The organism is Erythrobacter sp. RANMB8 (assembly GCF_056848235.1).
The window spans coordinates 183,712-195,792 of sequence record NZ_JBREHG010000005.1; the positions used below are offsets into that span (position 1 = coordinate 183,712).

Genomic DNA, 12,081 nt, shown 5'->3' on the forward strand with positions numbered 1-12,081 from the left:
CGCTGCACAATCAGGCCCGAGGTCCCAGCTTTCGCTGGGATGACGAAGGCGGCAACAAGCCCCACTTGCGGCCATAGGAGGAGCCACCGCACGGTGTCGAAAGCGGCACGGCGGCTTTTCCTCGCTGCTGACAGATTCCCGCCGCTGGGAAGGCGCTCTACAGCGGCGCCGTTTCCCGTTCCAGCCATGCCAGATCCTCGCCTGACAGACGCGGCGCGAGCAGGGCGCGGACCTTGGCGTGATAGGCATCGACCCATGCGATCTCGCCTTCGGTCAGCAGGTCACGCTCGATCAGCTTGCGATCCAGCGGCACGAAGGTCAGCGTCTCGAAGCCGAGATACTTGCCTTCCTGCCCGGCAATCTGCCGTTCCTCCACCAGCACCAGATTTTCGATGCGGATGCCGTAGTGGCCCTGCTTGTAATAGCCCGGCTCGTTCGAGAGGATCATGCCGGCGAACAGTTCCTGCCCCGTGCCGGCCTGCCCGCCTGAAGGCTTGGCGATGCGCTGCGGGCCTTCGTGCACGCCGAGGAAGCTGCCGACCCCGTGGCCGGTGCCGTGGGCATAATCGACCCCCGCCTCCCACAGATATTGCCGCGCCAGCACATCGAGCTGGCCGCCTGCCGTGCCTTGCGGGAACACGGCGCGGTCGATCTGGATATGGCCTTTCAGCACGCGGGTGTTGCGATCGCGCATTTCCGCCGAGGGTTCACCCGGGCCGACCCACACGGTGCGGGTGATGTCGGTGGTGCCGCCCGGATATTGCCCGCCCGAATCGACGAGGTAAATCGAACCCGGCGGGATCGGGATATTGCTGTCCTCGTCCACCTTGTAATGCGGCAGCGCGGCGTGGCCTGCGGCAGCCGAGATGGTGTCGAAGCTGAGATCGCGCAAGGCAGGGTCCTGCTCGCGGAAGGCCTGAAGCTGCGCCGCGGCGGAAAGCTCGTCCACCGTGCCTTTCGGCCCTTCGATTTCCAGCCAGCGCAGGAAGCGCACCACCGCCGCGCCGTCACGCGCCTGCGCATCGCGGTGGCCCTGCTGTTCGGCCGGGTTCTTGATCGCCTTGGCAAGGATCGTCGGGTCCTGCTTGAACACGAAGTGCGCCCCGCCCGTCCGCAAGCCCTGCGCGATGCCGACCACCGCGAAATCGGGATCGAGCGCGACGCTCTTGCCCGCAAGCTCGCCCGTCAGCGCGGCTTCGAAACCGGCGCGGTCCCGCACCGTCACCGCATTGCCGAGGTGCCGCACAAGTTCCGGCGTCACCTTCTCCGGCGCGATGAACAGTTCCGCGCTGCCATCCTTGTGCGCGATCACATAGGACAGGGCGACCGGCGTGTGCGCCACGTCGCTGCCGCGGATGTTGAGCAGCCATGCAATCGAATCGAGCGCGGGGATCACCACCGCATCATGGCCCTCCTTCGCCAGCCAGTCGGCCACGGCGGCGCGCTTGTCCGCCGAGGAGCGGCCTGCCAGAGCATCATCATGGACGATCGCGACGGCGGGCGAGGGCGCGGGCTGATCGGCCCACACCGCGTCGAGCGGATTGCCGTCTGCCGGGACCATGGTGATGCCCTTCGGCCCGACCTGCTTTTCCAGCGCCTCGACCCACGCCCAGGTGTGGAGCCAGGGATCATAGGCGATTTTTGCGCCCGCCTCGCACACTTCGGCCAGCCAGCCCGCGAGGGTATCGGCCGGCACGCTTTTGTAAGTGAACAGGTTCCCGTCCACCTGCTCGCGCACCTGCACGGTGTAGCGCCCGTCGACGAAGATCGCGGCGTGGGTCAGCGTGACCGCAGCGAAGCCTGCCGACCCGCCAAAGCCGGTCAGCCAGCGCAGGCGCTGGGCATAATCGCCGACATATTCGCTCATGTGTTCATCGCTGATGGGGATGATGAAGCCGTCCAGCCCCCGCCGCTTCAGCTCCTCGCGCAGGGCGGCAAGGCGGGCCTCATGGGTTTGCATCAGCATTTCGTCGATCCTCGGCTTTCTGCACAGGCACTTGCCGCGCAGGAATGTGTCAGTAGAACCGCCAGCATAGGCCCAAAGCCCGCGCCTTTCCACCCGGACGCATTTCGAAGGGACAACCGATTATGACCCGCCCGATCAGCACGCTGGCCCTTGCGACAGCACTGGCCGCCACCACCTTTGCCCCTGCTGCGGCGATTGCCGCCCCCAACGAGGAACAAGCCCGCGTGACCACCGCTTCTGCCGCCCCGTCCGAGATCAAGCCCCCCGTCGCGCAAAAGCGCCCGCATTCCTACACCCACCACGGGATCACCATCGAAGACCCCTATGACTGGCTCTACGACAAGTCCTACCCGACCGTGGATGACAAGGATGTGCTGGATCATGTGAAGGCCGAAAACGCCTATTTCGAAGCGAAGATGGCCGCCCAGGCGCCCTTCACCGAGGCGCTGTTCACCGAAATGCGCGCCCGCATCAAGGAAGACGACAGCACCGTTCCGCAGAAGGACGGCGATTACATCTACTGGAGCGAGTTCGAGGAAGGCGCGCAGTATCGCAAGCACTGGCGCAAGCCCGCGGCAGGCGGCGAGCCGCAGCTGCTGATCGACGAGAACGAACTCGCCAAGGGGCTCGAATATTTCAGCCTCGGCGCGGCATCGGTCAGCCAGAACGGGCGGTTCCTGGCCTATTCGACCGACACCACCGGTTCGGAACGCTACACCGCGCGGATCAAGGATCTGGCGACCGGCGAGCATCTGCCCGATGTGATCACCAACCTGCGCGGCGGGCTGACCTGGGTGGCGAATGACACCGCGCTGGTTTACGGCCCCTCGACCGAGGAATGGCGCACGCTTGAAGCGAAGCTGCACGTGATCGGCACCCCGGCCGAGCAGGACGTGACGCTCTACAAGGAGGAAGACCAGTCCTTCGGCGTCGGCACCGGCCTTACCGCGCAGGAAGACTGGCTGATCATCGCCACCGGCGATAACGAGACCAGCGAGGTGCGGCTTGTGCCCGCCGCCAACCCCACCGCCACCCCGATCCTCGTCAAGCCGCGCCAGAAGGGCGTCGAATATTCGGTCGACGTGCGCGATGGCGAATTGTGGGTGCTGACCAACGACGATCACATCAACTTCCGCCTGGCCAAGGCGAAGCTGGAGACGCCGGGGGACTGGCAGACGGTGATCGCCGGGTCGGACGAATTCTATCTGACCGATTTCGATCTCTACAAGGATTTCTTCGTCACCGAAGGGCGGCTGAACGGTCTCGACCAGATCCAGCTGCGCCAGTATGCCGATGCGGCCAAGGTGACGCCGATCACCTTCCCCGAAGCCAGCTACACCGCGGGCCTTTCGAACAACCCCGAATATGATGTGGCCAAGCTGCGGCTCGCCTACCAGTCGATGGTCACGCCCAGCACGGTGTTCGATTACGACGTGAAGACCGGCAAGCTGACGACGCTGAAGACGCAGGAAATCCCCAGCGGTTACGACGCCAGCCTCTACACCACCGAGCGCCTGAGCATTCAGGCGCGCGACGGGACGATGGTGCCGGTCAGCATCGTGATGCGCAAGGACCGGGCGGAGATCCTGAAGAAGGCAGGCATCGAAGGGCCGGGGCCACTGCATCTCTATGCCTATGGTGCCTATGGCTATGCCGTGCCGCCGGGCTTTTCGACCACGCGGCTCTCCCTCGTCGATCGCGGCTTTGCCTATGCCATCGCGCATATCCGCGGCGGGGACGATCTCGGGCGGCGCTGGTATCTGCAGGGCAAGCTGTTCGAGCGGACCAACACCTTCAACGATTTCGTCGATGCCGGCCGGGGCCTGATCGCCAAGGGCTACACTGCCGAGGGCATGGTCACCGCGAGCGGCGGTTCGGCAGGCGGCGAGCTGATGGGGGCGATCATCAATCAGGACCCCGCGCAATATGGCGCGATCGTCGCGCATGTGCCCTTCGTCGATGTGCTGAACACCATGCTCAACGAGAAGCTGCCGCTCACCCCGGGCGAGTGGCAGGAATGGGGCAACCCGATCACCGACAAGGCCGCCTTTGCCTACATCCTGTCCTATTCGCCCTACGATCAGGTGACGGCGAAGGCCTACCCGCCGATGCTGGTGACGGCGGGCCTCAACGATCCCCGCGTCACCTATTGGGAGCCTGCCAAGTGGGTCGCCAAGCTGCGCGAGCTGAAGACCGACGACAACCTGCTGCTGATGAAGACCAACATGGGCGCCGGCCACGGCGGGCAATCGGGGCGGTGGAACAGCCTCAGGGAGACGGCGGAGGAATACGCCTTCATCCTGTGGCAGATGGGGATGGCACCGAAGGAGTAAGTTCCCCCAAGCCCGTTCGTGTCGAGCGAAGTCGAGACACATGGCGGCAGGGTTCTCGACTTCGCTCGAACCGAACGGATTGTGTTTTGACCAACACCTTCACCCGCACCTTCGTCGCCGAGCCGCAGCACATCGACGAGCTCGGCCATGTCAACAACACCGTATGGGTGCAGTGGATTCAGGACATGGCCACCGCCCACTGGGACGCGGTCGCGCGGCCCGAGGACCGCGAAGCCTTCTTCTGGGTCGTCGTGCGCCACGAGATCGACTATCGCGGCAATGTTGCCGAGGGCGAGAGCGTCACCGCCGCAACATGGATCGAAGGCCCGGCGCAGGGGGCGAAGTCGCTGCGGCGGGTGGAGTTCACCGACGCTTCCGGCAAACGTCTCGTCAGCGCCGCCACCACTTGGGCGATGCTCGATAGGGCGACGGGGCGGCTGGCGCGGGTGCGGCCCGAAGTGCTGGAGCCGTTTGCAACGTAGCGGCGCTTACCCCGCCCGCTGGCGCCGCGCCTGTCCGGCGGCCTCGCCGAACACGGTCAGCCGTTCATAGGCGAGCCGGTTGCGGCCCGATGCCTTGGCTTCGTACATCAGCGCATCGGCGCGGGCGTAGAATTCGCTGAACGCCATCTGGTGGCGGTTCGCATCGGCCAGCACGATCACGCCCATGCTGGCGGTCACCGGCAGGTCAAGCCCCGGAACGGCCTTGGCAATCCGCATCGGGATCGCCTGCCGCAGCGCCTCGGCCCGTTCCAGCGTGCGTTCACCGCGCAGCAGCACCACGAATTCCTCGCCGCCCAGCCGCACCGCGATCGAATCGCGGTCGCTGCCGGCGCGGATCGCATCGGCGCAGGCCACCAGCGCGGCATCGCCGACCTGATGGCCGTGCAAATCGTTGATCGCCTTGAACCGGTCGAGATCGACCAGCGCGAAGGTATCGAAGCCCTGCGCCAGCAACTCGTCGAACCGCGCCTCGATGGCGCGCCGGTTCATCAGGCCGGTGAGCGAATCGCGGGTCGAAATCTGTTCGAGGATCCGCGCCTCTGTCAGCGCCGCATCGCGTTCGTGGCGCAGCGCGAGGAAGCGGTCGGAAATGGCGAGGCTGATCACCACCACCTCGATCCCGACCGCGATATAGAGCAGCTGGTCCATCCCCTGCGGCGCGACATGCCAGCCCAGCCCGCGCAGCAGGCGCTCGACCGAGGCGATGATGATCGGCGCCCACGCCACCGCGATGAACCGCGCCGAGCGGCTGCCGCGCACCAGCGCCTCGAACAGCGCGGCGGTCACCACCGCGATGAAGGGGAGGTAGGTGACGAAATAGGCCCAGTCGTCGAACGGCTGGGTCGCATCGAGTTGCAGGGCGAAAAAGCCGGGCACCGCGATCGTGAACCATCCGGTCGCGGTGGTCAGGCGTCGCATCGTCCGCGATTGCGCGCCGCGTTCTAGGAAGTGGGTCAGGAACAGCGCCGAAAGCCCGCCGCCAAAGGCATAGGACAGCGGCGCGAGCACCGCCATCGCCGCAACCGGCACGGCGGTCAGCGTCGAAACCAGCCCGCCTGCGGACATCACATAGGTCATCATCGCTGCCACCATCGCGGCATGAAGCAGCACGAAGCGGTCGCGCAGCACGAGGAAGAAGCTGATGTCGAACAAGAGCGGCAGGATCAGCATGCCCATCACGAAGGCGAGCAGCACCGGGTTGATCCATGGCCATTCGGCATGGCTGGTATCATGGGTGATCCGCGCCTCGGTCAGCAGCGGCACCGAATGCGGCCCTTCGACCCGCACCAGCAGCGTTGCGGTGTCGGCGGTGATCGCGGGCAGCGGCAGTTCGAACACCGGGCCGGCCGCGATCGGGCGGGCATCGGCCTCGCCAAAGCGGGTGCTGCGCATCGTGCCGTCGCGGTCGACCGCGGTGAAGGTGATGCTTTCGAACCGGGCAATGCGGGTGAAGAATTCTTGCGGCAATTCATGGCCTTGCCAGTCTCCCGCATCGAACCGCAGCCACACCGTCGCCTCGCCCGAACGCCATCCGGCCTGCGAGCAGATCCACGCCTCGCGGCCGTTCATCATCGCCTGCGCGGTGACATCGGGCGCGGTGGCGGCGTGGCAGGCCGGGGCAAAGCTCGGCAGGGCGCGTTCTCCGGCCACGGCGGGGCGGGCGACGCAAATCGCCAGCAGCATCGCCGCCATGCACAGCCGGAAAATCAGGCGCAGTGGTCCCATAACCTGATGGTTACCATCAAAGCCCTTACGATGCTGTTAAGGCGGTCCCCTTGCGATCCGGAGAAAATCTGCTGGCAAATGAGGGCGTTGAAGTTGCAGGCACAATCCGCCAGAGCGTGTCGCCGGAGCGTCATATTCCTGTCACGAAACGGGCCTAGCGCGCCGACAACACAACCATCGGGAACAGCCATGTCACATCGCATCACGACCCCTGCCAAAGCTGGCCTTGCCAAAACCGGCGCCGCGCTCGCGCTGGCGAGCCTTGCCCTTGCTGCCTGCGATTCCGGCGGCGGCAGCGGCGGCACCCGCAATTCGGTGCATGCGGTGGGTTCCTCGACCGTCTATCCCTTCGCCAAGCTGGTGGCGGAAAACTTTGCCCGTTCGAACACCGATGCCCGTTCGCCGCTGATCGAATCCACCGGCACCGGCAATGGCATCAACCTGTTCTGTTCGGGTCTCGGCCCCAACACCCCCGACATGGCCAACGCCTCGCGCCGGATGAAGGAAAGCGAATTCGACACCTGCGTGGCCAACGGGGTGGATGAAGTGGTCGAACTGCAGGTCGGCCTCGACGGCATCGCCTTTGCTTCGGGCAAGGGCGGGATCATGCTCAACCTGTCGCCCGAAACGATCTACAAGGCGCTGGCCGCCAAGCCGTTCGGCAAGGAACAGACCGCCAGGACCTGGAAGGATGTCGATCCCGCGCTGCCGGCCGAACCGATCCTCGTCTATGGCCCGCCTAGCACCTCGGGCACCCGCGATGCGCTGAAGGAACTGGTGCTGGAAGCGGGCTGCAAGACCGATCCGGCGATGAAGGCGCTGAAGGACAGCGACGAGAACGCCTTCAAGCAGATCTGCACCGAGGTGCGCAGCGATGGCGGCTATGTCGATCAGGGCGAGCAGGACAACCTGATCGTGCAGAAGATCACCGGCAACCCCAAGGCGGTGGGCATCTTCGGCTTCTCCTACCTCGAGGAAAACCTCGACAAGGTGCAGGGCCTGCCGATGAACGGCGTGCAGCCGACCTATGACAACATCGCCAGCTTCGCCTATCCGGGCGCGCGGCCGCTGTATGTCTACATCAAGAAGGCGCATATGCGCGCCATTCCGGGCCTTGGCGGGTTCGTGGCCGAATGGGCCAAGAGCTGGAACAAGGACGGCCCGCTCGCCAAGATCGGGATGGTTGCCATGCCGGCCGACGTGATGGCTGCCAACGCCGCCAAGGTCACCGAACTGCCGGTGCTGACCAAGGCCGATCTCGCCGCCAAGTAATCTGCCGATTGCAGCGCGCATCATGGCGGGCTAGCCTGCCGGCCATGAGCGCGCGCAAGATCGCAGAATGGCATGACGCCGGCCTGATCGACGCGGCCACCCGCGACCGTCTGACCGCTTACGAAGCTGCCCATGCCCGCCCGCTGCTGTTGTGGGCGGTGTGGGGTATCGGCGCGCTCGCCATCGGGCTGGGGCTGGTGTCGGTCATCGCTGCCAACTGGGAGTATATTCCCGGGCTGGTGCGCCTTGCGGTGCATCTGGCGCTGATTGCGGGTCTGCTGGCGCTGCTGTTCACCCGCGAGGATCGGCTGGCGGCGAAATCGCCGTGGGCCATCGAGGCGCTGCTGTTCGTCACCGCTGCGCTGGGCCTCACCTTTTTCGGGCATCTCGGGCAGGTCTACCAGACCTCGTCGCCGCTGTGGCAGCCGCTTGCCGTGTGGCTGGCGCTGTTCGCGCCGCTGCTGCTGCTTGGCGGGCGCAGCTGGCCGACCGCGCTGGCGGTGCTGGGCGGCATGGTGTGGTGCGTGTGGGACTATGTCTTTTCCGTCACCGGTTATGGCAGCCCGCAGCCGGGCACCGCGATGGTGCTGTGGCTCGGCGCGGTTGCCGCCTTGCCCGTGCTGTTCGCGCCGCTTGCCGCATGGATGCGCGCCCGCAGCAGCCGCCCCGATTTCTGGCGACGGCTGGAGCAGCTGGCGCTCGCCTATGCCGTGGCGGCGGCGTCCTTTGCCGCTGCGGTGGCGAGCGCGGGGGAACTGGTCGGCAGCGGGATGACGCAGGATGCGTCGGGACTGGCGCTGGCGGGCGCAATCGGCGTGCTGGCAGGGCTCGGCACCGCGCTGGCACGGCCCGGCATGTCGGGGCGCATGGCCGGCGCGATCATTGCAGGCGCGGGGCTGCTGCTGCCGCTGGCCTATGGCGCGGATGACCTGACGGTGCCCGCTGCGCTCCTGTTCATGGCGCTGTGGGCCGGCATCGCCGCCGCCGCGCTGGCCGCGCACTGGCGCGGGGTGTTCCAGCTGGCTGTCGCGGCAATCGCGCTGAGGCTCATCATCCTCAGCTTCGAACTCGCCGCCGATCTGCTGACGAGCGGCTTCGGGCTGATGCTTGCTGGGCTGATGATCCTTGGAGTGGCATGGGTCGCGGTGCGGGTGTCGAAGCGCTTTGCGCCGCCCTCGGAGGCTGAGGCATGATCCGGCTTGCGAAACTTGCCGCTGTGATCCTGCCCGCTGCCGGCCTTGCCTCCCTGTGGCTTCAGAGCGACCGCACCTACCACACCGGCACAGAATGGGAGGTGCCGATCCAGGGCTATGACCCGCGCGATATCCTGCGCGGGCACTATGTCGAATTCAGCTATGACTGGCCGGGGCTTGGCGCGTTCTCGGGCAATGGGCTCGAGACCCTCTGCCTCGAAGGCGAGGCACCCCTGATCGCGCGGGTCGACGTGCAAGAGACCGACGCCGACTGCGCCCATCCGGTGCGGGCCGACACCACCGGCGTTTACGGCTGGGACGCGCTGACCCGCGGGCGGCTGTATGTCGATCAGAACCGCGCAGCGAAACTCGAACAGGAATTGCGCAAGGCGGACCAGCGCGGGTTTATCACTATCCGCCAGCGCAATGACGGCAGCTTTACCCCCGTCGCCATCCGCTTCCGCCCGCTGACACCGCAAGAAATCGCCGAGCGCGACGCACAAATTCAAGGGGCGGAGGACTTGCGCCCCCCGCCCCCGATCATGTCGCCGTCAGCCGATCAGAACCGTGCGGTCACTTCCACCCCGTAGAAGCGCGGCTCGGCCGGGATGAAAGTGGGGATGGTGAAGGCCCCGCCGGTGTTGCCGGCATCGAGCAGATAGTCCTCGTCAAAGGCGTTGCGGATGAAGCCTGCGACCTCATACCGGCCATCGCCAAAGCCGAGGCCGAAGCGTGCGTTCACCAGCGTCACCGCCTTCTGGCTGATCAGCGGATTGTTCGGCACTTCGAAGAAGATCCGGCTGCGATGGGTGATGCTGGGCGTGGCGAAGAAGCGCATCCCGTCACCGAATTCATGGTCCACCGTGAACCCGGCCGAGGCCTGCCATTCCGGCTGAAGGCGGAAGCGCGCACCCGAAAAGGCGGGCGAGAACGCGCCGTCACGATCGATCCCGCCGTCGATATAGCCGAAATTGCCGAACACGTTGAGCCAGTCGGTCACGTCCACCGCCAGTTCCGCCTCGACCCCGAGGTTCGAAGCCTTGCCCGCGCTCGCGGTGACGAAGGCGCCGGTCGGATTGCCATTGGCATCCAGCTGCGCGACCGAGACCTGGAAATCGTCATAGATCTGGTAATAGACCCCGACCGATCCCGACACGCGGCCCGAAGCCAGCTTGATGCCGCCTTCGTAGTTCCACACGGTTTCTTCCGCGATGGTCTGCACGTTCGGCACCGGCTGGCCGCCTGCGCGGGCGGCATTGACCTGCACCACCGGCGAGCGGCGGCCCTTGGACACGGTCGCAAACACGTTCACATCATCGCTGATGCGGTAGAGCGCGTTGAAGCGCGGCAGCCAGGCATCGAAGCTCTTTTGTGCGGTGAAGGTCTGCCCGGCGGTGTCGATCTGCCCCGCAATCAGCGGCGCGCGGCTGAGCGTGCTGTTGGGCACCACGGCGAAGAAGCCCGAACGGCGCGATTCGTTGAGGAAGCGGACGCCCGCGGTCAGTTCCAGCGCATCGGTGGCGATCCATGTGACATCGGCGAAGACCGAATAGGCTTCGTTGCGGCCCTGGTTCTCGAACACCGAGGTGTAGGGGATCGCGGTTGCCGCGCCGCCGGTGGCAAGGCCGGTCACGGCGGCGGCAGGCACGCTGCCATCGGGGGCGACGCAGGGGATGCCGGGGATCAGCGGCGCGCCGAACAGGGTGGTCAGGCACTGGAGGAAGATGCCCTCCTCGGTGGCGAAGGGCACGTTCTGGCGGCCATCTTCGATGAACACGTTCCACCCCGCGCTCGCCCGCAGGCTGGCGCCCTGATAGGTGAAGCGGCCTTCATGGCTGAACTGCCAGCCGTCGGCGATTTCGGCGAATTCGAGGAAGGGCGCGGCCGATCCATCGGCGTCGAACACCTCGGCGCTGTCGAATTCGCGGTAGCCGTTGACGGTGGTGAAGCTCCAGCCATCGCCGAAGCTGTAATCGGCGGTGAGGTTGAGGTCATAGACCTCGCGGTTCAGCCCCAGCTGATCGTCGCCCAGCGCCGCCGCGCCTGCCGGATTGCCGCCAAGGTTGGCATCGACAAAGGCATTGGCCGGGCCGCCCGGTGCGCCCGCAAAGGCGGGGAAACGGGCCGAGATGAACGGGGTGCCGCCATTCCTCTGCTGGTCATATGTGGCGACCAGATCGAGCGTGAAATCCGCGCTCGGCGTGAAGCGCAGCGATCCGCGCAGGCCCAGCTGGTCTTGTGCATAAAGGTCTTCGCGCTGGTTGGGGCTGAGGTTTTCGACATAGCCATCGCGCGTGCGCCATTCGCCCGCGAGGCGCACCGCGATCACATCGGAACCGGCATTGATGAAGCCGCCCAGCAGGGTCTGGTTGAAGTTGCCGTAACCGCCGCGCACTTCGCCCGAAAAGCCTTCGCGGGGCTTGGCCGAAACGAGGCTGATCGCGCCCACCGCGCTTGCGGTGCCGAACAGGGTCGCTTGCGGGCCCTTGATCACCTCGACGCGCTCGAGATCGTAGATCGCCTGATAGGACCCGCGCGAACGCGAGATATCGACGCCGTTGTAATAGAGCGTGACCCGCGGGCCCTGCTGCGCCGAGCCGGAGTCCGAGGTGATGCCGCGGATCACCACGCCGGGGTTGTTGGCGCTCTGCTCCTGGATCAGCAGGCCGGGGGTGTAATAGGACAGCTCGTCAAGATCGCCCACGCCCAGCTCGCGGATACGCTCGCCGCTGGTGGCGGAGATGGTGATCGGCACATCCTGCAGGCGCTGTTCGACCTTTTGCGCGGTGACGATGATCTGGTTGCCCGAAGCGGCGCCATCGTCTTCCGGCGCGGCGTTGTCCTGCGCAAAGGCGGCCTGCGGGGCGGCGGCGAGGGTGGCGGTCAGCGCGATCAGCGAGACGCGGGTGAAGGGGGTGCGGGTCATGTTGTGGCTTCCCTGTTGCATGAGAGAGGCCCTGCCCGTGACAGGCGATGGTGACGGGGAAGCGACGGTTGGATGAAGCCCGCGTTACGCCCGATTTACAGTTTCGGGACGTTGCAGAAATGTAACCTGGTCGGCTTTGGATCGCGCTGGCGCGCGATGCAGA

Annotated in this window: 8 protein-coding genes; 5 read left to right on the forward strand and 3 right to left on the reverse strand. The window is 66.0% G+C overall.

What is annotated here, in order from left to right; genetic code table 11:
• Positions 1–157: 157 nt before the first annotated feature.
• Positions 158–1,966: an aminopeptidase P family protein gene (locus ACU0AG_RS09545; protein ID WP_482782042.1), complete on the reverse strand. Its 1,809-nt coding sequence runs from the start codon at positions 1,964–1,966 to the stop codon at positions 158–160.
• A gap of 122 nt (positions 1,967–2,088) precedes the next feature.
• On the opposite strand from ACU0AG_RS09545, the gene ACU0AG_RS09550 reads away from it, so the two are divergent.
• Complete coding sequence (locus ACU0AG_RS09550) at positions 2,089–4,299, forward strand: S9 family peptidase (protein ID WP_482782043.1); 2,211 nt, start codon at positions 2,089–2,091, stop codon at positions 4,297–4,299.
• An 86-nt stretch (positions 4,300–4,385) separates the two neighbouring features.
• A complete protein-coding gene (locus ACU0AG_RS09555; RefSeq protein ID WP_482782044.1) occupies positions 4,386–4,781 on the forward strand; it encodes an acyl-CoA thioesterase in 396 nt (131 codons plus the stop codon).
• 6 nt (positions 4,782–4,787) lie between these two features.
• Here the strand turns inward: ACU0AG_RS09555 and ACU0AG_RS09560 are convergent, their stop codons facing one another.
• Complete coding sequence (locus ACU0AG_RS09560; RefSeq protein WP_482782045.1) at positions 4,788–6,527, reverse strand: diguanylate cyclase; 1,740 nt, start codon at positions 6,525–6,527, stop codon at positions 4,788–4,790.
• Between the two features lie 189 nt (positions 6,528–6,716).
• On the opposite strand from ACU0AG_RS09560, the gene ACU0AG_RS09565 reads away from it, so the two are divergent.
• Genes ACU0AG_RS09565 through ACU0AG_RS09575 form a run of 3 tightly spaced genes read left to right on the forward strand, consistent with a single transcriptional unit; the run spans position 6,717 to position 9,582 of the window.
• A complete protein-coding gene (locus ACU0AG_RS09565) occupies positions 6,717–7,799 on the forward strand; it encodes a substrate-binding domain-containing protein (protein ID WP_482782046.1) in 1,083 nt (360 codons plus the stop codon).
• A 44-nt stretch (positions 7,800–7,843) separates the two neighbouring features.
• Positions 7,844–8,992, forward strand: coding sequence for a DUF2157 domain-containing protein (locus ACU0AG_RS09570; protein ID WP_482782047.1), 1,149 nt, complete (start codon positions 7,844–7,846; stop codon positions 8,990–8,992).
• Positions 8,989–9,582, forward strand: coding sequence for a GDYXXLXY domain-containing protein (locus ACU0AG_RS09575; RefSeq protein WP_482782048.1), 594 nt, complete (start codon positions 8,989–8,991; stop codon positions 9,580–9,582). The genes ACU0AG_RS09570 and ACU0AG_RS09575 overlap by 4 nt, the downstream gene beginning before the upstream one ends.
• Here ACU0AG_RS09575 and ACU0AG_RS09580 read toward each other — a convergent pair.
• Positions 9,552–11,918 carry a TonB-dependent receptor gene (locus ACU0AG_RS09580; protein WP_482782049.1) on the reverse strand — a complete coding sequence of 789 codons (2,367 nt, stop codon included), beginning with the start codon at positions 11,916–11,918 and terminating at the stop codon, positions 9,552–9,554. The two genes, ACU0AG_RS09575 and ACU0AG_RS09580, sit on opposite strands and share 31 nt — an antisense overlap.
• Between the last annotated feature and the right edge of the window lie 163 nt (positions 11,919–12,081).

Coding starts and splice junctions, on each gene's coding strand:
- ACU0AG_RS09545 (WP_482782042.1), bottom strand. CDS start 1,966: ATGCTGATGCAAACCCATGAGGCCCGCCTTGCCGCCCTGCGCGAGGAG.
- ACU0AG_RS09550 (WP_482782043.1), top strand. CDS start 2,089: ATGACCCGCCCGATCAGCACGCTGGCCCTTGCGACAGCACTGGCCGCC.
- ACU0AG_RS09560 (WP_482782045.1), bottom strand. CDS start 6,527: ATGGGACCACTGCGCCTGATTTTCCGGCTGTGCATGGCGGCGATGCTG.
- ACU0AG_RS09565 (WP_482782046.1), top strand. CDS start 6,717: ATGTCACATCGCATCACGACCCCTGCCAAAGCTGGCCTTGCCAAAACC.
- ACU0AG_RS09570 (WP_482782047.1), top strand. CDS start 7,844: ATGAGCGCGCGCAAGATCGCAGAATGGCATGACGCCGGCCTGATCGAC.
- ACU0AG_RS09575 (WP_482782048.1), top strand. CDS start 8,989: ATGATCCGGCTTGCGAAACTTGCCGCTGTGATCCTGCCCGCTGCCGGC.
- ACU0AG_RS09580 (WP_482782049.1), bottom strand. CDS start 11,918: ATGACCCGCACCCCCTTCACCCGCGTCTCGCTGATCGCGCTGACCGCC.